Below are 18938 nucleotides of genomic sequence, written 5' to 3'. Positions count from 1 at the left end.
CCTCAGCCCATCGTCACCGGGGCCTCGACAGGCAGGAACAGCCGGTCGAGGTGATACTCGATCGTCGCCACGGCATCCTCCGCCGAGCACTCCCCGAGCAGCAGCGCCGACGACTGGCCGTCCACCATCGACCAGAGCAGCACCACCTCCCGGTAGGGATCGGCACCCTCGGCCAGCTCCCCCGCCGCCTGCGCCCTGAGCAGCTGACCGGCGAAGAAGTCGTAGAGCTTCGGAGCGCCCTCGGTCAGCAGCCCGGCGGTGCGGGGCTCGCGCAGCGCGCGGATGAAGAACGCGATCCCGGCCAGGTAGTCGGCCCGGCTCGGCTCGTCGGTGGGCAGGACCTCCAGCGCGGAGACCCGCACGAGCTCGCGCACGGTCGGGACCGCGCCCCCGGCGGACAGCCGCGCGGTGATCCGGTCCTCGCGGCGGCGGGCCAGGTGCTCGAGGGCGAAGCCGAGCATGTCGTCCTTGGTGCGGAAGTAGTGCTGCACCGCACCCATGGAGATCCCCGCCTCGGCGGCGACCTGGCGCAGGCTCACCGACTCCAGGCCGTCGGCCGCGGCCAGTCGCAGCACCGCCTCGGCGATCTCGCGCCGGCGCGCCTCGTGGTCGACCTTCTTCGGCACCGACTCCCCTTTTGCCATGCGACCGCATTGCAACGATCTCCCACCCCGGGATACGATGCGACCGCATTGTAACCCACGTCGGGGGCGGGACATGACCACGAGCACGACGAACGCGACGGCGCCACCACCGAGCAGCACCCGGCTGCGCCCGCCGCGCAACCCCGTCGACCGCCGCGCCGTCGGCTGGTGGACGACCAACCTCCTGCTGCTCGCCGCGGCGCCGGTCGCGGTGCTGGTCGTGCTCGGCTACCTGATCACGCCGGCCCGGTTCTGGCTGATCGCCCCGGCCGTGCTGATCGCGGCGGTCGGCCTGGTCGCCGCGGCGGCGCTGCCGCGCTGGTGGTTCCGGGTGCACCGGTGGGAGGTCACCGACACCGCCGTCTACACCCGCACGGGCTTCTTCTGGCAGGAGTGGCGGGTGGCGCCGCTGTCGCGGATCCAGACCGTCGACACGCGGCGGGGACCGCTGGAGCAGCGGTTCGGCCTGGCCACGGTGGTCGTGACGACGGCGTCGGCCAAGGGCGCGGTCACGATCCCCGGCCTCGACCACGCCCTGGCCGCGGACATCGCCGAGCAGCTCACCCTGACCACCCAGGCCGTCGAGGGTGATGCCACGTGAGCGAGCAGGCGAACGCCCCGGCCCGGCCCACCGGCGCCGGGTGGAACGAGCTCGACCGGCGGGGCATCCCCGTTGCCGCGATCTTCATGCTCGGGGTCGCGGTGCTGGCCGGCGTCCCGACGGCGATCGGGCTGTCCGCCATCTCCACCACCGTCGCGCTGGCCTGGACACTGCCCGGGGCCGCGTTCGTGGTGATCGCCGGGGTGGTCGCGGAGTGGCTACGGCACCGGACCACCCGCTACCGCGTCGGCCCCGACCGCGTCGAACTGCACAGCGGCGTGCTGATCCGCAGGCGGCGCTCCCTGCAGCGCGACCGCATCCGCACGGTCGACGTCACCGCCGACCCGCTGCTGCGCGTGTTCGGGCTGGTCTCGGTACGGGTCGGCACCGGGGAGCGTGCCGACGACGGCACCGTCCGGCTGAGCCCGGTCACCCGCGACACCGGCGACGAACTGCGCCGCACCCTGCTCGACCGGGTCGGCGACGGGACCGCCGAGGGCACGCTGGCCGTGCTCGACAAGGGCTGGATCCGGTACGCCCCGCTGTCGTTCGTCGCGCCCGCGCTGGGCAGCGCCGCGTTCGGCGGCGTGCTCAACGTGGCCGACTGGTTCGACCTGGCCGGTGGCGTGATCGCGTGGGCGGTCGACCGGCTGGCCGGGTTCGGCCTGCTCGGCGGGATCGCCGTGCTGGTCGCCAGCGGCCTGGCCGTGGGCGTGATCGGCGCGCTGGGGCTGTGGGTCGAGATGTGGTGGAACTACCGGCTCGACCGCGAGCCGGGCGGCACGCTGCGGGTGCGCCGCGGGCTGCTCACCACGCGGTCCATCTCGCTGGAGGAGGAGCGGCTGCGCGGCGTCGACGTCGTCGAGCCGCTGGGGGCGCGGCTGTCCGGGGCGGCCCGGGTGGACGCCGTGGCCACGGGCATGGCCACCGGGACCGAGAACACCAAGACCGACCACAACACCCTGCTGCCGGCCGCGCCCAAGGCCGTGGCCGACCGGGTAGCCGCCGAGGTGCTGCGCGAGCCGGTCTCGCCGACCGAGGCCGTGCGGCTGCGCCCGCACCCGATCGCGGCCCGCGGACGGCGGGTGCGCTGGGCGCTGGCCACCGTCGTGGTGGGCGAGCTGCCCCTGGTCGTGCTGGGCGTGCTGCTGACCGACGTGCTGCTGCACATCGCGTGGATCACCGCGGTGGTCGCCGTGCCGGTGGCCGTCGCGCTCGCCTTCGACGCCTACCGCAGCCTCGGCCACGGCAGCGTCGGCGACTACCTGGTGGCGCGCAGCGGATCCGTCCGCCGCTCGACGGTGGCCCTGCAGTGCCGCGGGATCATCGGCTGGACGGTGCGCCAGTCGGTGTTCCAGCGCCGGGCCGGGCTGTCCACGGTGCTGGCGACGACGGCGGCGGGCGCGGGCGCCTACGCCATCCGCGACGTGGGCACGGGCACCGGCCTGGACGCGGCCGATGCCGCGGTGCCCGGGCTGCTGGCCCCGTTCCTGGAGCGGGCACCGGCCCCTGCCCCGGTCCGCGAACCCGTCCCGGACCTGGCCTGACACCCCCGCACCGCCGACGGACGGCTCAGTCCAGGCGGCGCACGAGCAGCTCGGCCACCCGCAGCGCCCGACCACCGTCGCTCGCACCGCCCTCGGCGTCCCAGACCTCCGACAGCACCGCGGCCACGAAGCCCCAGGCCGAGGCGCGGTCGAGCGCGATCCCGAGTCCGTCGGCGAGCTGCTCGACGCGCGCGGGCACCAGGGCGAGCAGCTCGCCGTCGACGCGGTCGGGATCGGGGTTGTAGAGCGGCGGGCCGACGTCGAAGCCCGGATCGCCCACCGCGCCGTGCGGATCGATGGCCACCCAGCCGTCGCCGTGGCGCAGGACGTTGTCGTGGTGCAGGTCGCCGTGCAGCACGACCCGCCGCTCCGCGCTCGCGCAGAGGTCGCCGAGCAGCTCGGCGGCCCGTTCGACGAGGACCCTCGGGAGCGGGCCACGGCCGTGATCCGCACCGAGGTGGCGGGCGAAGTCCGCGCCCAGCGTGGCCACGTCGGGCAGGCCGTCGACGACGTCCGCGGCGTGCAGGCGGCGCAGGACGTCGACCGTCGCGGCGGTGGCGTCGGCGTCGCGGCGCGGGACGAGCTCGCGGACCATCCGGCCGGGCTCGGCCCGTTCCAGCAGCACGGCGCCCCGACCGGGATCGCGCGCGAGCAGCCGCACGGCGCCGTCGCCGCCGTAGGCACCCAGCGCGAGCGCCTCGCGGCGCAGATCGTCCGATTCGGGCGGGCCCAGCTTGAGCACTGCCGCGGTGCCGTCGTCGCGGCGGACGCGCGCGACCCAGTGGAAGCTCAGCGCGTACGGCTCGCCGAGCTCGAGGCCCCAGCTGCGGCAGACATCGGCCACCGACTCCGGGAGCTCGGCCAGCCAGCGCCGCCCCTGCTCACCCCACGCGGCCACGGCGTTGCGCCGGAGCGCGCCCGGTACCTCGATCACGGCGGAGTCCGGTGCGCGACTGCCGACGGCAGGCCGTGCTCTTGAGCCAGTGGCCGTAGCTCTCCGACCGAACGGCGGAGCATATTCACGGGCCGGTACCCAGCATTCGGCGGACCACCCCTGCTGCTCTCTGCGATCACCCGGTTACACTCGGCGATGCGCAGGAGCGTTGCCGGCCCGCCTCGGGCCGACGTCGGGGGCGACACCGGACCAGGAAGGGAGCGCGATCGTGGCGGAGGACCCGTACACGGCGTGTGCCGAGCAACTCGCCCTCACCCCGGGCCTGGTGCGCCAACTGCTCGTCGACCACGCGCCGACCGAGGACGGGTGGTGCCAGGGCCACCACGGCCACCACGAGCGGCACCCCTGCTCGATCCGGCGGTTGGCCGAGATGGCCAGGGCGCACGCCACCGCGAACGGGCGGCTGCGCACCCCGGCCTGACCGCCGGACGGCCCGGCGGGGGGTGCGGCTCAGGCCGCCGCGTCCCACTGCCACTGCTCGACCATCGCCCCGCCGCAGTCCGGGCAGGGCACCTGGAAGCCGTTCGTCGCACCGACCGAGAGCTCGGCTTCGACCGCGCACTCCGAGCAGCTCCACCAACCTGTCGTCATCGTCGTGTCCATGGGCGCGATGCTAAATCCCACCCCTGTCATTTTCCGGTGGACCGGGACGGCGGGCACCTGCCGTCACCGCGGTGTCACGCTGTGATCAACTGCGCTCCGTGATCGCCGCGCAGCCCGCTGGCCTGCGACGACGGGTTCTGTAACGCCCTCCCAGTTGCCGCCGAGTGGACCTGCGAGGGTAGGCAGAACGGCCGTCGCACCGGTCGGGCGAACCGAGCAGTGTGCGCCACAGCGCCGACCTTCCGACCGGTGGGACGACCCCTCCCCCCACCGGTACCGGGGCCACGCCTGCGTGCCCGCCGGCGTGGCCCCGGCCCGGCGCTCAGACCTCGTCGACGAGATCGGCGATGGAGGTGACCACCCGGCTCGGGCGGTAGGGGAAGCGGTCGATGTCCTCGGCCCGCATGATCCCGGTCAGCACCAGCACCGTGCGCATCCCGGCCTCCAGGCCGGCCACCACATCGGTGTCCATCCGGTCGCCGATCATCACCGTCGACTCCGAGTGGGCCTGCAGCCGGTTGAGCGCGGCCCGCATCATCAGCGGGTTCGGCTTGCCGACGAAGTACGGGTCGACGCCGCTGGCCCGCGTCATCAGGGCCGCGACCGCGCCGGTGGCGGGCAGCACGCCCTCCGCCGACGGCCCGGTGGAGTCGGGGTTGGTGGCCACGAACCGGGCGCCGGCGCGGATCAGCCGGATGGCCGTGGTGACCGCGGTGAAGCTGTAGGTGCGGGTCTCGCCGAGCACCACGTAGTCGGGGGCGTTGTCGGTGAGGACGTAGCCGATGTCGTGCAGCGCGGTGGTCAGCCCGGCCTCGCCGATGACGTAGGCGCTGCCGCCGGGGCGCTGGTCGGCCAGGAAGGCCGCGGTGGCCAGCGCCGAGGTCCAGATCGCCTCCTCCGGCACGTCGATGCCGCTGGAGCGCAGCCGGAACTGCAGGTCGCGCGGGGTGTAGATGGAGTTGTTGGTGAGCACCAGGAACGGCCTGCCCGCCTCGCGGAGGCGGTTCACGAACGCGTCCGCCCCGGGGATCATCCGACCCTCGTGGACCAGCACGCCGTCCATGTCGGTCATCCAGCACTCGACGGGCCGCTGATCGGTCACGGCGCGAGCGTAGGGCGAGCCGGACGCGCCCGCCCGCTCGGCGACCCGATCGATGGACCCGGTATTTCTGCACGTTCCAGCGCGCTCATCCGACACAGGGCCCCCGGCGCGCCGGGACCAGGATGGTGCCGCGCCGTCGGGGCGCGGGAGGAGCGTGAGCCCGCATGACCGCAGTGATCCCGACCGACCCGTTCACCTCGACGGGCGCCACCGACCGCCACGTCATCTACGACGCCCTGGTCGCCGCGGGCCCGGTGCACCGGTTCCCGATGCCCAACGGCGCCGAGGGCTGGCTGGTCACCGGCCACGACGCGGCCCGCGCCGCGCTCGCCGACCCCGCGCTGGTCAAGGGCGGGCCCGGGCACGGCCCGTACGCCGGGCAGCTGCCCGCCGACATCGCCGACGCGATGGACCACCACCTGCTCGTCCTCGACCCGCCCGACCACACCCGCCTGCGCAAGCTGGTCTCGGCGGCGTTCACCCGGCGCCGCTGCGAACTGCTGGCCCCGCGCGTCCAGGAGCTGGCCGACGAGCTGGTCGCCGGGTTCGCCGACCGCGACGAGATCGACCTGGTCAGCGCGTTCGCCCACCCGCTGCCGATCACCGTGATCTGCGAGCTGCTGGGCGTGCCCGATCCCGACCGCGGCGCCTTCCGGGCGTGGACCGGGCCGCTGGTCGCCGGGAGCATGGCGGGGTTCGAGGCCTACTCGACGGCCGCCACCGGCCTGGTCGGCTACCTGCGCGAACTGCTGGCCCGCAAGCGCCGCGAGCCCGCCGACGACCTGCTCTCCGCGCTGGTCGCGGTGCGCGACGGGGGCGACGCGCTCACCGAGGACGAGCTGACCTCGATGGTGTTCCTGCTGCTCGTCGCCGGGCACGAGACCACCGTCAACCTCATCGGCAACGGCGTGCTGGCCCTGCTGACCCACCCCGACCAGCTGGCCGCGCTGCGCACCGCGCCCGACCGGATCGTCGCCGCCGTGGAGGAGCTGCTGCGCTTCGACGGACCGCTGCAGTCGGCCGTCCCGATGGTCAGCGCGGCCGCCACCCGGATCGGCGGCACCGCCGTCCCGGCCGGCGAGCTGGTCGTCGTGTCGCTGCTGGCCGCCAACCGCGACCCGGCCCGGTACCCCGACGCCGCCCGCCTCGACCTCACCCGCGACGCGTCCGGGCACCTGGCCTTCGGCCACGGCGTGCACCACTGCCTGGGTGCCCCGCTCGCCCGGCTGGAGGGCCGCATCGCGCTGGGCGCCCTGCTGGCCCGCTTCCCCGACATGCGGCCGGCCGCGCCGGTCGACGAGCTGTCCCGGGCCCCGGGACTGCTCATGAACGGGCTCAACGAGCTGCCGGTGCGGCTGCGCTGACCGCGCCGGTCCCCGGGGAGGAGGGCGGCATGAACGGATCGACGACGGTGCCGGAGGGCCTGGACACCGCACTGGGGCGCGTGGCGGCCGCGCTGGCCGCGATCGGGTCGGGCGACCCCGCCCCGTACGCCGCGCTCTGGGCCCCCGGCCACGACGTCACGCTCTACGGCGCGTGGGGACCGGTCGAGCGCGGGAACGACGCCGTCACGGGCACGTTCACCTGGGTGGGCAGCCGGTTCTCCGACGGTGCCCTGGTGCCGCGCAACGACCTGGTGCACGCCGACGGCGACCTCGCGGTGACCGTCGGCACCGAGGAGGGCACGGTCCGCGTGGACGGCGGCGAGCCGGCGCTGATGCGGCTGCGCGTCACCCACGTGCTGCGCCGCGTCGAGGGCCGCTGGTACCTCGTGCACCGCCACGCCGACTTCCCGCCCGCCGACCCGCGCCGCCGGTCATGACGACGTTCGTGCTGGTCCACGGCGGGTGGCACGGCGGGTGGTGCTGGCGGCGGGTCGCGCCGCTGCTGCGCGAGCGCGGCCACGAGGTGCACGCGCCCACCCTCACCGGCCTCGGCGACCGCGCGCACCTGGCCCGCCCGCACACCGGGCTGGCCACCCACGTGCGCGACGTGCTGGCCGTGCTCGAGCTCGACGACCTGCGCGACGTCGTGCTCGTCGGGCACAGCTCGTCCGGGGCGGTGATCACCGGGGTGGCGCAGCGGGCCGGCGAGCGCATCCGCGAGCTGGTGCACCTCGACTCGTTCGTACCGGGCCGGGGCGAGTCGGTGTTCGACCTGCTCAGCCCGCAGCGCCGGGAGCACTTCGAGCGGCTGGTCGACGCGGCCGGGCGGATCGTGCTCGACCCGGACGCGGCCATGGACGGCTGGGCGGTGACCGACCCCGACGACCGGGCCTGGCTGGGCCCGCGGCTGCGCCCGCACCCGGTCGGCGGGCTCGCCGACGCGCTGCCCGACATCGCCCCGCCCGACCTGCCCCGCCGCTACGTGCACTGCACCGACAAGCCGGGGCCGGACAGCTTCGCCGGGTTCGCCGACGCCGCGGCCACCGATCCCGCGTGGCGCTTCGACTCGCTGCCCACCGGCCACGACGCCATGGTCACCGCCCCGGCCGAGCTGGCCGACCTGCTCTGCGGCTGAGCTCAGGCCGCGGCCGCCGGCTGGCAGGTGGGGCACCAGAACAGGTTGCGGGCCAGGTGCTCGGAGTGCGCGATCGGCGTGCCGCACACCAGGCAGGGCTGCCCGGTGCGGCGGTAGGCGTAGACCCGCCGCGCGCACACGGCGCCCCGGTCGGGCGGGGCCAGCAGCCGCGGGTCGTGCTCGGGGCGCAACGTCTCGATCTTGCCGCGGCGCACGCCCTCGCGCAGCAGGGCGACCAGGTCGGCCCACAGCGCGTCCCACTGCTCGCGGCGCAGGGCCCGGCCCGGAAGCAGCGGGTCGAGCCCGTGGCGGAACAGCGCCTCCGCCCGGTAGACGTTGCCGACACCGGCGATCACGCTCTGGTCCATCAGCAGCGTGGCCAGCGGCGCCCGCGACCGGGAGATCCGCGCCCACGCCCGCTCCGGGTCGGCGTCGCGGCGCAGCGGGTCGGCGCCCAGGCGGGCGTGGATGGCCGCCGCCTCGACGTCGGAGATCAGCTCGCAGGCCGTCGGGCCGCGCAGGTCGGCGAAGTGGCTGGGACCGACCAGGCGCAGCCGGACCAGCCCGCGCGGCGGCTCGACCGGGCGGGGCACGTCGGAGAAGGTGCCGTACAGCCCGAGGTGCACGTGCAGCACGAGGTCGGGCCCGTAGTGGTGGAACAGGTGCTTGCCGTGCGCCTCGGTGCGCTCCAGCACCCGGCCGTCGAGCACCTCGGCGCTGGTGGCGAAGCGGCCCTGCGGGCTGCTCACGGCGATCGGGTGGCCGCGGTAGCGGCGGCGGTGCAGCCGCGCCAGGCGGTGCAGGGTGTGGCCTTCCGGCATCCTCGACCTCGATCGTGCCGGGACGTGGGGCCGCCGGCGGGGTGGCGGCCCGCGGACGTCGGCGGGTCGGTTCCCCCGGATGCTCGCACAGCCCGCAGGGGGCCGCGCGCGCTCGCGTCAGGCCGGCGGCAGCGCCGGGGGGACCCGGGTGCGCTCGTACTCGTCGAGGAGGGCGATGCGCCGGGCGTGGCGCTCCTCGCCGGAGAAGTCCGTGGCCAGGAAGGCCGCGACGATGTCCTCGGCCTCCTCGGCGGTGTGCATGCGGGCGCCGATCGCCACCACCTGGGCGTCGTTGTGCAGCCGGGCCAGGCGCGCGGTCTCCACGCTCCAGGCCAGCGCCGCGCGGATGCCGACGACCTCGTTGGCGGCGATCTGCTCGCCGTTGCCCGAGCCGCCGATGACGATCCCCCGGCTGCCCGGCTCGGCCAGCACGGCCAGACCGGTGGCGATGCAGAAGGCCGGGTAGTCGTCCTCGGGGTCGTAGGCCGCCGGGCCGACGTCGATCGGCTCGTGGCCCAGACTGGCGACGTGGGTCAGCAGGTGGGACTTGAGCTCGAAACCCGCGTGGTCGGAGCCGAGGTAGACGCGCACGGCGGACGATCCTGCCCTATCGACCCGGTGGCCGGGGTGGACGGGGCCCGCGGCGGCTGGGTGATCGTCGTCGTCCGGCCGGGCGAGGTGCGCTGGCGCACCGCCGACACCGCCGCTGACGTGCTCGCGGCCACCGCGGGGTGTGCCGCCGTCGGCGTCGACATCCCCCTCGGCCTGCCCACCGGCGGCCCCGAGGGCGGGCGCCGCGAGTGCGACGTCCTGGCCGCCCGCGCCCTCGGGCCCGCCCGCTCGTCGGTGTTCCCGGCCCCGCCCCGCCCGGTGCTGGCCGCCCCCACCCACCCCGAGGCCTGCGCCGTCGCCCGCGCCCTCACCGGCCGCGCCGTGAGCCTGCAGACCTTCCACATCGGCCCGAAGATCGCCGAGTGGGACGCCGTCGACCTGCCCGACGGCGTGGTCGAGGCCCACCCCGAGCTGTCGTTCCGGCGGCTGGCCCCCGACGTCGCGTTCACCGGCAAGAGGTCGCCGCGCGGCGCCGGGCAGCGGATCGCCGCGCTGGCCCGCTGGGTCGACCCGGCCCTCGCGCTGGCCGACCTCCCCACCGGCCCCGGGCTCGACGACCTGCTCGACGCGCTCGCGGTGGCGTGGACCGCGCAGCGGTGGGCGACGGGGCGGGCCGAGGTGCTGGGCGGGGAGGTGGACGAGCGGGGCCGGCCGATGCGGGTGGTGGTGTGAGGTCGGGCCCGGTTCACGGCCACCACGCACACCTCGTGGGCACGACGCACATGTCGGGCGGTGTGCGCGGCAACGGCCAGGTGTGCGCGGTTTCGCTGGTCGGCTCACCGCGCCGTTCGCCTCAACCGCTCCGAACGTCTACTTCCGCCCGCTCCCGAGCAGCCCGCCGAGCAGATCCCCGAGCCCACCCGCGCCGGAACCGGATCCGCCCGCCGCTCCACCGGAGAGGACCGAGCCGAGCACCCCGCCCAGCAGGTCGCCGAGGCCGCCGGACGCGCCGCCCGCTTCGGACGCCTTCCCACCGAACTTGCCCGCGAGCCACGACATCACGATCGGGGCCAGGATCTCCTCGACTGCGCTCATCGCTCTCCCTCTCCGCGCGTGGTCTGCTCCCTGCGCCCGTCGTGGTCCGTGCGCACGTGCGGGTCGTCGTCGGGCGAGCGGTGGCCGCCCGCGCCGGGGTCGACCAGGCTCATGTCGGCGTCCGGGTCGCTCGCGTCGGGGGCGTCGGGGTCGGGGTCGTCGGAGGTGGGGTCGCCCGGGCCGGGCCCGGCCGGACCGCGGTCGTTCCCCGGCACGGTGGCCTCGGGCCCCTGCGCGCCCTGCACCGCGGGCATCACTCCCAGGACCTCCAGCGGCGGGCCGACGGCCGGTCCCGGACCGCCGGCCACCCAGGCGTCCGCCCGCTCGCTGAGGTAGCGCAGCACCACCGCGACGGCGGCGGCCACGGGCACCGCCAGGAAGGCACCCGCGATGCCGTAGAGCGTGCTGCCCGCCGTGACCGCGAGCAGCACCACCACGGCGTGCAGCCCGAGGCTGCGCGACTGCAGCATCGGCTGCAGCACGTTGCCCTCCAGCTGCTGCACGGCGATGATGATCGCCAGCACGATCAGCGCGGTGGTGAACCCGTTGCTGACCAGGGCGACCAGCACGCCGAGCACACCGGCGACGATCGCCCCGATGATCGGCACGAAGCCGCCGAGGAACGTGAGCACGGCCAGCGGGATGGCCAGCGGCACCCCGAGGATCAGCAGCCCGGCCCCGATCAGGACCGCGTCGACCAGGCTGACGATGGCCTGGGTGCGGATGAAGTCGCCGAGGGTCTTCCAGACCCGCCTGGTCACCTCGACCAGGTGCCCGCCGGTGCCCTCGCCGACGGTGGCGCGCACCCACGGCAGGAACCGCGGGCCGTCCTTGATCAGGAAGAACGCGATGACCAGCGTGAGCAGGGTGTTGATCACGCCGTTGGCCACCGTGGAGACCCCGGTGAGCACTCCGGAGGAGATCGTCGAGATGCTGGACTGCAGCTGCTGGGTGACCGTGTTCAGCGCGGTGTCGAGCTGGGTCTGCTGGAGGTTGAGCGGCGGTCCGGACAGCCAGTCCTGGATGGCCTGGACGCCGCCGACCGCGCTCTGCGAGATCTGGTCGATGTTGCCGGCCACCGAGACGACGATCAGGGCGACCAGCCCGGCCAGCACGAGCAGCCCGCCCAGCAGCACCGCGGCCGCCGCGGCCGCGGGCGGGAACTTGTGCCGGCGCAGCCACCGCGTCGGCGGCCACAGCACGGTGGCCAGCAGCGTGGCCAGCAGCAGCGGCAGCACGATCGACCACAGGGAGCCGATCACCCAGGTCAGGATCCACAGGCCCAGGCCGACCAGCGCGATCCGCAGGCTCCACCGGGCGAGCCAGGTCACCCCCTCTCCGATGGCGGTGCCGCGCCCGCGCTGGGGGCGTTCGGTGGTCGTCACGGCTGCTCCTCGGCGGTCCGGCGGGTCGGGTGGCGACGGGCGGCGCCCGGGATCACCCGGACGAGCACACCCTGTCAGACCTTCCCGACGGACCACCGTCGGACGCGGCGGTCGGAGCGGAGTTGTCCACAAGCGGACCGCTTGAAACAAGCCGCTCCCCGCACCCGCCCCGGCGCCGCCGTCAGCCGACCAGCAGCCAGCTCGCGCCGAACCAGAGGCAGAGCACACCGATCAGCGCCCAGATGCCGTGCCAGGCGATCCGGGGGACGAGCGTCCAGCGGGACATGTACTCGGCGTCGCTCTTCGCGGCCCGGCTGAGCCGGGTGGTCGAGTCGAGCGCCCCACCGATCAGCATCAGCCAGACCAGGCCGACGGCGATCGCCGCCTTCAGCTCCGGGCTCCCGGTCAGCGCCACCCACCCGACACCGATCGAGGCCAGCAGCGTGACCGCGTTCGCCAGCGCGTTCGCTGCCTGCATGAACGCCCAGACCAGCAGGGCGAGCGCGCTCCACAGCACCGCCCACGCGTTGCCGTCGGCGACCACGGCGGCCCCGCCGAGCCCGAGCAGCGGCGGCAGCGGGTAGCCGGCGAACGCCGCGATCAGCCCGCCGAAGCTCCAGCGCGACCTGGACACGGTCGTGAAGGCGCTGCCGTCGTCGTTGAGCTGGAAGCCCGCGTGGTCGCGCAGGGTCAGCAGTGCGCCGACGATGTGGCCGCTCTCGTGCGCCACGGTCACCAACGAGCCCGCCCACGTACCGGTGAACACCACCAGCAGGAGGACCACGAAGCCGATGCCGAATGCGAGCGGTTGGCCTACTACAGGCACGGCATTCACCACATCGGCGTCACCCATCGGAGTAGTGGAGCAGATCGACTACCGCTGGTCAACGACCATCCACTCGCGGTGATCATCGGGGCCGATGAGTTCCGCCCTCCCCGCCCGTCCTACCCCTCGACACCCGTTCGACGCTGACCTTGACCTCAAGTCAGCTTCACGTCTTAGCGTCGTGGCCGGACGGCACGAACCGGAACTGTCGGTGGTCGGGTCCAGACTCGCCGCACGGAGGGAGCACCCGATGAGCATGGAAATGGTGGCCTGGAGCGAGATGTACCGGGCCTCGCACGACACCGGCGAGAGACGTCCGTTCTCGATGGCCACGATGCGCCGCATCGCGGCGTTCGCCCGCCCGCACCGCACCCAGGTCGTGACGTTCCTCCTGGTCAGTGTGGTCGGCGCGGTGCTGGCAGTGGCCACCCCGGTGCTCGCGGGCCGGGTGGTCGACACGATCGTCGGCGGCGGTCCGGTCTCGGTCGTGGTGGTGCTGGCCGCGCTGATCGCGGGGATCGCGGTAGTCGAGGCCGCGGGCGGCATCCTGCAGCGCTGGCTGTCGGCCTCGCTGGGCGAGGGCCTCATCCTCGACCTGCGCGCCGCGGTGTTCGACCACGTCCAGCGCCAGCCGGTCGCCTTCTTCACCCGCACTCGCACCGGGGCGCTGGTCAGCCGGCTCAACAACGACGTCATCGGGGCCCAGCGGGCGTTCAGCGACACGCTGTCCGGCGTCGTCGGCAACGTCGTCACCCTGGTCCTGACCCTCGCCGTGATGGTCACGCTGTCCTGGCAGGTCACGCTGCTGGCGCTGGTGCTGCTGCCGGTGTTCGTCATCCCGGCCCGGCGGATCGGGCGCACGCTGGCCTCGATCCAGCGCGAGGGCGCCGACCACAACGCCGCCATGGGCGACCAGATGACCGAGCGCTTCTCCGCCCCGGGCGCCACGCTGATCAAGCTGTTCGGCCGGCCCGCGGAGGAGACGCGCGAGTTCGTGGCCCGCGCCGCCCGCGTGCGCGACATCGGCGTGCGCACCGCGATGGTCCAGTGGGTATTCGTCTCCGCGCTGACCCTGGTGTCGGCGCTCGCGCTGGCGCTGGTCTACGGCGTCGGCGGCTACCTGGCGATCACCGGCGGGCTGGCCGCCGGCGACGTCGTGGCGCTGGCCCTGCTGCTGACCCGCCTCTACGCCCCGCTCACCGCGCTGGCCAGCGCCCGCGTCGAGGTGATGAGCGCGCTGGTCAGCTTCGAGCGGGTGTTCGAGGTGCTCGACCTGCAGCCGCTGATCGCCGAGCCGGAGCACCCGGTCGCGCTGCCGGAGGGCCCGCTCGGGCTGGAGTTCGACGGCGTCGACTTCGCCTACCCCTCCGCCGACCGGGTCTCGCTGGCCTCCCTGGAGGACGTCGCCCAGCTCGACACGCGCGGCGGCGAGCAGGTCCTGCACGGGGTGACGTTCCGCGCCGAGCCCGGCCGGATGGTCGCGCTGGTCGGGTCCTCCGGCGCCGGCAAGTCCACGATCGCCCAGCTGCTGCCCCGCCTCTACGACGCCGACGCGGGCACCGTGCGCATCGGCGGGGTCGACGTCCGCGACCTGTCGTTCGACTCGCTGCGCGGCGCGATCGGCATGGTCACCCAGGACGGCCACCTCTTCCACGACACCATCCGGGCCAACCTGCTCCTGGCCCGCCCGGAGGCCACCGAGACCGACCTGTGGGACGCGCTGGAGCGCGCCCGGCTCGCCGAGCTGATCCGCTCCCTGCCCGACGGCCTCGAGACGGTCGTCGGCGAGCGCGGCTACCGGCTCTCCGGCGGCGAGCGCCAGCGGCTGACCATCGCCCGGGTGCTGCTGGCCCGGCCGCGGATCGTCGTGCTCGACGAGGCCACCGCCCACCTCGACTCCACCTCGGAGGCCGCGGTGCAGGAGGCGCTGGCCGAGGCCCTCACCGGGCGCACGGCGGTGGTCATCGCGCACCGGCTGTCCACCATCCGCGCCGCCGACCAGATCCTGGTGCTGGAGCACGGCCGGATCGTCGAGCACGGCACCCACACCCAGCTGGTGCACGGGGCGGGCCGGTACGCGCAGCTGCACGCGGCCCAGTTCGCCCAGCCGTCGACCGACGAGGTCGAGCTGGCGGCCTCCTAGCCGCACCTCGCAGGGCCCGCGTGCCCGGCGCAAGGCCTCCGGGCCCTGCGCCGGGCACCTCGCCTCTGCGACGTGGCCCGGACTCCGGCCCGGTCGGCCTCAGTCGACGTCGGGGAACGCCAGGAAGCGCACCAGGATGCGGCGCGCGTCCTGCGGCGGCGGGTCGACCGCGTGGCCCTCGGCGTCGTCGCCGCGGTAGCGCAGCACCAGGGCCATGTACTCCTCCCAGAACGCGAGCAGCTCGTGCGGCGCCAGCCGCAGCGCGCTGCGGCTGAACAGCAGCGCGTCGCCCCAGGGCCCCATCTCCTCGCGCCGCTGCTGGAACCGGGCCAGCGCCTGGTCGTCCTCGGCCGCGTTGAGCTCGGTGAGCTGGTCGAGGGCCGCCCGGGCGTCCTCGGTCATGGTGCTGCGGGGCAGGAACCGGATGTCCTGCCGGCGCGCCCGCCACCACCGCACCCGGCCGCGGGCCCGCTCCGGGATGTCCTCGACGAACCCGTGCTCGGCGAGCTGGCGCAGGTGGTAGCTGGTGGCGCCGGTGTTCTCGCCGAGCGCCGCGGCCAGCGTCGTCGCCGTGGCCGGGCCGTCGCGGTGCAGGCTCCGCAGGATCTGCTGGCGCAGCGGGTGACCGAGGGCCTTGAGGGCGCCGGGGTCGCTCAGCTCCCGGGCCGGTTCGGGGCCCCCTGACCCGCGATCTCCGGGCTCTCCCTGGGTTGACATCTGCCGGAAGCTAGCACACTCTTCTGTGCAAAGCTTTGTTTGCAGAGCTTCTTCTGTAGAGGGGTGGACCATGGAGACACGACGACGACGGCCCCGCCGGACCGTCGCCCGGATGCTGATCGCGGGCGCGCTCGCCGCCGCGGCGACGGCGTCCCTGACCGGCTCGGCGCTGGGTGGACCGGTACCGGGCGGGGTGGACCCGTCGAGCCGGGCCCCCGCCGAGGCGGGCGACGTCCGCCAGGTCGAGCTGACCGTGCCGACCGCCGACGGCCTCGCGCTCCCGGCCACGCTGCGGATCCCGGCCGATCCCCGGCCGGGCGCCCCGGCCGTGGTCATGGTGCACGGCGCGGGTGCGGGCCCCCGGGACAAGTACCGCGAGGAGGCCGAGGCGTTCGCCGCGGCCGGGGTGGCGACGCTGGCCTACGACAAGCGGTCGGTGGGCTACTCGCTGACCGAGCGCTCCTACTCCCAGCTGGCCGACGACGCCGTCGCGGCCGCCGGGGTGCTGCGCGAGCAGCCCGGCATCGACCCCGGCGCGGTCGGGCTCTGGGGCACGAGCGAGGGCGGGTGGGTGGCTCCGCTGGCCGCCTCCCGCGACGAGCGCACGGCGTTCCTGGTGGTGATCGGCGCGAACGGGCTCGAGCCGCTGCGCCAGCAGACCTGGGCCGAGGCGCTCAAGGTGCACGCCGCCGGGGTGCGGGGCTCGCTGGTCGACGCGGCGTCGTCCGGGGTGTACCGGCTGATCAGCGACATGGGCATGTTCCCCGAGCCCTACTACGACCCCGCTCCCGTGCTGAGCGGGCTGACGCTGCCGGTGCTGGGCGTCTGGGGGGCGCTGGACCGGGCGACACCGCCGGTCGAGAGCGTCGCCGCGTTCCGCACCGCGCTGGAGCGCGCCGGCAACCCGCACTACACGCTGCGGACCATCGACGGTGCCGACCACGGGCTGCACACCACCACCGACGGCTTCTCCGAGGGACCGGTGCTCGCCCCCGGCTACGTCGACCTGGTCGCGTCCTGGACGAGCGCGGCGGCGAGCGGTGCGGCTCCGCGCACCTCGGTCAGCGGGACCGGCGACCAGCCGCTGGCGACCGCGGCCGTGCCGCCGCTGGGGTGGTGGGAGTCCGCTCCCGCGCACGGCGTGGCGCTGGGCTTGATGCTGGGCGGGTTCGGCGGCTTCGCGCTGACCGCGGCCGTGCGCCGGCTGCACCGCGTGCTGCGTCCCGGACCGGCGATGCCGGCCCCGGTGGCGGCCCGGGTGGTCGCCGGTGCGGGGCTGGTCACGGTCGTCGGGACCCTGTACTACCTGGTCGAGCTGACCCTCGTCCGCGGCGGGCGCACGATCGACCCGGGTCCGCTGCTGCTCGAGCGCACGCTCCCGTGGCTGGCGCTGCAGGTGCTGGCGGTCACCACGGTGGTGGCGGCGGTCGTGCTGGTGGTCGGGCTGCTCCGAGGGCGCGGCAGCAGGCCGGCGGCGCTCGACCCGGCCGAGGCACCCGAACCCGTCGGCGCCGGCCGCGGCGGTCGCGGCCCCGGCACCGTCCGCAGGCCGGCGGGGCCCGCCCGGTCCGCCGGCGAGCGCATCCGGATCACCGCACTGCTGGTCGCCGCGGCCGCCTTCGTCCCGTGGGCGCTCTACTGGGGCCTGCTCGTCCCCTGAGCCCGCGCCGCCCCCGCCGCCCCCGCCGGGCGGCGCCGGGCCGGACGTTCAGGAAGGCCACCTTCATGGACCCGGAGGTTCGGGAAGGTGGCCTTCCTGGCCTGTGCGGACCTGAAGGTGGCCTTCCTGAACCCGGGGCCGCCCGATCAGGACAGGGGCGGGGCGGACGGGAGGCGGTCGGGGGTGGTGTCGGCGAGGACGGCCATCGCGGCGTTGCGGCCGTTGACGCCGATCACGCTGCCGCCGGGGTGGGTGGCGGCGCCGGCCAGGTAGAGGCCGGGCACCGCGGTGCGCGGGCCGAACCGGCGGTCCCACATCTGGTCGGGCAGGCAGTCGCCCTGGAAGATGTGGCCGCCGGTCAGGCCGATCCGGGCCTCGACGTCGGGTGGGCCCAGCACCTGCCGGTGCTCGATGCGGTCCACGACGTCGGGGGCGAAGCGGGCGACCTCGGCGAGGGCGGCGTCGGCGATCTCCTCCCGCCGGGTCTCCCAGCTGCCTTCGGCCAGGGCGTAGGGCACGTACTGGGCGAACACGCTCATCACGTGCCTGCCCTCCGGCGCCACGGAGGGGTCGTAGCGCGACGGGAAGTACACCTCCGCCCAGGACGGCGCCGGGTGCCCGGCTACGGCGCGCTCGAAGGCGGCCTGGGTGGCGTCCAGGCCGGAGGTGATCGTGACCATGGCGCGGTGCGGGAGGTCGGGGTCGGGCGCGGCGGGGAACACGGGCAGCCCGCGGAGCGCGCAGTTGATCTTCACGACGGGGCTGGTCGACCTCCAGGCGTCGACCCGGGCGCGCCACGGCCCGGGCGCGGCGTCGCCGCAGAGCGCCGTCGTGCGCTTGGGGTCGGCGCTGGAGACGACGACGTCGGCGGCGATCAGCTCGCCGCCGGCCAGCCGCACCCCCTCCCCCGGTTCGATGGCCGCCACCGGAACCCCAGCGGCCAGCACGGCGCCGTGCGCGACGGCGGCGTCGGCGATCGCGAACGAGACCCGGCCGGTGCCGCCGCGCACGTAGCCCCAGCGGCCGTCGTTCAGCGTGCCCAGCGAGTGCATCGCGTGCACGCCGGCGGTGCCCGGGTCGCGCGGACCGGCCCAGGTGCCGATCACGCCCTGCCCGTGCAGCAGGGCGCGCAGCCGCTCGTCGCGCACGTGCTCGCAGACGACGTCGGCGATCGAGCGGTGCAGCAGCACGTCGAGCGCCTCGGTGTCCGCGCCGAACAGCTCGGCCAGCTCGGCGCGGTCCGGGCTGTCGCCGACCCAGGTGTCGCGCGGGCCGAGCCGCAGGGTGCGCCGGATGCGCTCGAAGAGGGCCTCGTAGGCCAGGTAGCCCTCGACGTCGGACGGGGCCAGCGCGGCGACCTCCTTCGCCGCGGCGTCCGCGTCGGACCAGACCGCCACCGACGTGCCGTCCTCGAAGGGGCACCACAGGCTCGGGTCAACCAGGGTGACCGCGAACCCGCGCTCGGCCAGCCCCAGCTCGGAGACGACCAGCGGGTGCAGCAGCCCCACCACGTACGCGCACGGGCTGATCAGGTAGTCCGGGTCGTCGGCGAAGGGCCGCTCCAGCGTCGCCGCGCCGCCGAGCCGCTCGCGCGCCTCCAGCACCAGCACCGACCTGCCCGCCCTGGCCAGGTAGGCCGCGGCCGTGAGGCCGTTGTGCCCGCCGCCGACGACCACGGCGTCCCACCGGCGCGCGGCGAGCTCGGCGATCGGTGCGGGGAGCCCGACCCTGCCCTCAACCTGCTGAACGGCCACGTCCCCGGACGCT

General features: G+C 75.2%; 20 protein-coding genes. 9 read left to right on the top strand and 11 right to left on the bottom strand.

The window, feature by feature from the left end; translation table 11 throughout:
• Nucleotides 1–2: 2 nt before the first annotated feature.
• On the bottom strand, nucleotides 3–644 hold the full coding sequence (locus tag KDL28_RS25245; RefSeq protein ID WP_252442178.1) for a TetR/AcrR family transcriptional regulator: 642 nt from the start codon (nucleotides 642–644) through the stop codon (nucleotides 3–5).
• Nucleotides 645–717: 73 nt separating this feature from the next.
• On the opposite strand from KDL28_RS25245, the gene KDL28_RS25240 reads away from it, so the two are divergent.
• Together KDL28_RS25240 and KDL28_RS25235 are read left to right on the top strand one after the other, a co-directional pair.
• Nucleotides 718–1245, top strand: coding sequence for a PH domain-containing protein (locus KDL28_RS25240; protein WP_252442176.1), 528 nt, complete (start codon nucleotides 718–720; stop codon nucleotides 1243–1245).
• An 86-nt stretch (nucleotides 1246–1331) separates the two neighbouring features.
• Nucleotides 1332–2792, top strand: coding sequence for a PH domain-containing protein (locus tag KDL28_RS25235; protein WP_252442231.1), 1461 nt, complete (start codon nucleotides 1332–1334; stop codon nucleotides 2790–2792).
• A gap of 25 nt (nucleotides 2793–2817) precedes the next feature.
• Here KDL28_RS25235 and KDL28_RS25230 read toward each other — a convergent pair whose 3' ends face one another.
• Nucleotides 2818–3726, bottom strand: a complete 909-nt coding sequence (locus KDL28_RS25230; protein ID WP_252442174.1) for an aminoglycoside phosphotransferase family protein — start codon at nucleotides 3724–3726, stop codon at nucleotides 2818–2820.
• Nucleotides 3727–3955: 229 nt separating this feature from the next.
• Here KDL28_RS25230 and KDL28_RS25225 point away from each other — a divergent pair, with 229 nt between their 5' ends.
• Nucleotides 3956–4168: a hypothetical protein gene (locus KDL28_RS25225; RefSeq protein WP_252442172.1), complete on the top strand. Its 213-nt coding sequence runs from the start codon at nucleotides 3956–3958 to the stop codon at nucleotides 4166–4168.
• Between the two features lie 29 nt (nucleotides 4169–4197).
• On the opposite strand, the gene KDL28_RS25220 is transcribed toward KDL28_RS25225, so the two are convergent.
• Both KDL28_RS25220 and KDL28_RS25215 read right to left on the bottom strand, forming a co-directional pair.
• Nucleotides 4198–4350: a hypothetical protein gene (locus KDL28_RS25220; protein WP_252442170.1), complete on the bottom strand. Its 153-nt coding sequence runs from the start codon at nucleotides 4348–4350 to the stop codon at nucleotides 4198–4200.
• 322 nt (nucleotides 4351–4672) lie between these two features.
• Nucleotides 4673–5413: an HAD-IIA family hydrolase gene (locus KDL28_RS25215; RefSeq protein ID WP_252442229.1), complete on the bottom strand. Its 741-nt coding sequence runs from the start codon at nucleotides 5411–5413 to the stop codon at nucleotides 4673–4675.
• Between the two features lie 203 nt (nucleotides 5414–5616).
• On the opposite strand from KDL28_RS25215, the gene KDL28_RS25210 reads away from it, so the two are divergent.
• Genes KDL28_RS25210 through KDL28_RS25200 form a run of 3 tightly spaced genes read left to right on the top strand, consistent with a single transcriptional unit; the run spans nucleotide 5617 to nucleotide 7972 of the window.
• Complete coding sequence (locus KDL28_RS25210) at nucleotides 5617–6816, top strand: cytochrome P450 family protein (protein ID WP_252442168.1); 1200 nt, start codon at nucleotides 5617–5619, stop codon at nucleotides 6814–6816.
• A gap of 29 nt (nucleotides 6817–6845) precedes the next feature.
• Nucleotides 6846–7274 (top strand): YybH family protein, encoded by a 429-nt coding sequence (locus tag KDL28_RS25205; protein WP_252442166.1) that lies wholly within the window; start codon nucleotides 6846–6848, stop codon nucleotides 7272–7274.
• Entirely contained in the window at nucleotides 7271–7972 is a 702-nt protein-coding gene (locus KDL28_RS25200; protein WP_252442164.1) for an alpha/beta fold hydrolase, read from the top strand. Before KDL28_RS25205 ends, KDL28_RS25200 begins: the two co-directional genes overlap by 4 nt.
• 2 nt (nucleotides 7973–7974) lie before the next feature.
• On the opposite strand, the gene KDL28_RS25195 is transcribed toward KDL28_RS25200, so the two are convergent.
• Together KDL28_RS25195 and KDL28_RS25190 are read right to left on the bottom strand one after the other, a co-directional pair.
• The gene (locus tag KDL28_RS25195) at nucleotides 7975–8793 is read right to left on the bottom strand and encodes an Fpg/Nei family DNA glycosylase (RefSeq protein ID WP_252442162.1); all 819 of its coding nucleotides are present in this window, start codon (nucleotides 8791–8793) and stop codon (nucleotides 7975–7977) included.
• Between the two features lie 117 nt (nucleotides 8794–8910).
• On the bottom strand, nucleotides 8911–9384 hold the full coding sequence (locus tag KDL28_RS25190) for a ribose-5-phosphate isomerase (RefSeq protein ID WP_252442160.1): 474 nt from the start codon (nucleotides 9382–9384) through the stop codon (nucleotides 8911–8913).
• Nucleotides 9385–9411: 27 nt separating this feature from the next.
• On the opposite strand from KDL28_RS25190, the gene KDL28_RS25185 reads away from it, so the two are divergent.
• Entirely contained in the window at nucleotides 9412–10077 is a 666-nt protein-coding gene (locus KDL28_RS25185) for a DUF429 domain-containing protein (RefSeq protein WP_252442158.1), read from the top strand.
• Between the two features lie 138 nt (nucleotides 10078–10215).
• Here the strand turns inward: KDL28_RS25185 and KDL28_RS25180 are convergent, their stop codons facing one another.
• The 3 genes from KDL28_RS25180 to KDL28_RS25170 all read right to left on the bottom strand — a co-directional run bounded on the left by KDL28_RS25180 (nucleotide 10216) and on the right by KDL28_RS25170 (nucleotide 12651).
• On the bottom strand, nucleotides 10216–10440 hold the full coding sequence (locus KDL28_RS25180; RefSeq protein WP_252442156.1) for a hypothetical protein: 225 nt from the start codon (nucleotides 10438–10440) through the stop codon (nucleotides 10216–10218).
• Complete coding sequence (locus KDL28_RS25175; RefSeq protein WP_252442154.1) at nucleotides 10437–11825, bottom strand: AI-2E family transporter; 1389 nt, start codon at nucleotides 11823–11825, stop codon at nucleotides 10437–10439. The genes KDL28_RS25180 and KDL28_RS25175 overlap by 4 nt, the downstream gene beginning before the upstream one ends.
• Before the next feature lie 181 nt (nucleotides 11826–12006).
• On the bottom strand, nucleotides 12007–12651 hold the full coding sequence (locus tag KDL28_RS25170; protein ID WP_252442152.1) for a M50 family metallopeptidase: 645 nt from the start codon (nucleotides 12649–12651) through the stop codon (nucleotides 12007–12009).
• 280 nt (nucleotides 12652–12931) lie between these two features.
• On the opposite strand from KDL28_RS25170, the gene KDL28_RS25165 reads away from it, so the two are divergent.
• Nucleotides 12932–14794: an ABC transporter ATP-binding protein gene (locus KDL28_RS25165; protein WP_252442227.1), complete on the top strand. Its 1863-nt coding sequence runs from the start codon at nucleotides 12932–12934 to the stop codon at nucleotides 14792–14794.
• Nucleotides 14795–14893: 99 nt separating this feature from the next.
• Here KDL28_RS25165 and KDL28_RS25160 read toward each other — a convergent pair whose 3' ends face one another.
• Entirely contained in the window at nucleotides 14894–15511 is a 618-nt protein-coding gene (locus KDL28_RS25160) for a winged helix-turn-helix domain-containing protein (protein WP_252442150.1), read from the bottom strand.
• A gap of 112 nt (nucleotides 15512–15623) precedes the next feature.
• Between KDL28_RS25160 and KDL28_RS25155 the strand changes: the two genes are divergently transcribed.
• Nucleotides 15624–17171, top strand: coding sequence for an alpha/beta hydrolase (locus tag KDL28_RS25155; RefSeq protein WP_252442148.1), 1548 nt, complete (start codon nucleotides 15624–15626; stop codon nucleotides 17169–17171).
• A gap of 146 nt (nucleotides 17172–17317) precedes the next feature.
• Here the strand turns inward: KDL28_RS25155 and KDL28_RS25150 are convergent, their stop codons facing one another.
• On the bottom strand, nucleotides 17318–18925 hold the full coding sequence (locus KDL28_RS25150; protein ID WP_252442146.1) for a phytoene desaturase family protein: 1608 nt from the start codon (nucleotides 18923–18925) through the stop codon (nucleotides 17318–17320).
• Nucleotides 18926–18938 lie beyond the last annotated feature (13 nt).

Origin of the sequence: Pseudonocardia humida, assembly GCF_023898865.1 — a bacterium.
GTDB lineage: Bacteria > Actinomycetota > Actinomycetes > Mycobacteriales > Pseudonocardiaceae > Pseudonocardia > Pseudonocardia humida.
The sequence above is the reverse complement of the archived record's forward strand: the minus strand, read 5'-3'. Positions and strand labels throughout refer to the sequence as shown.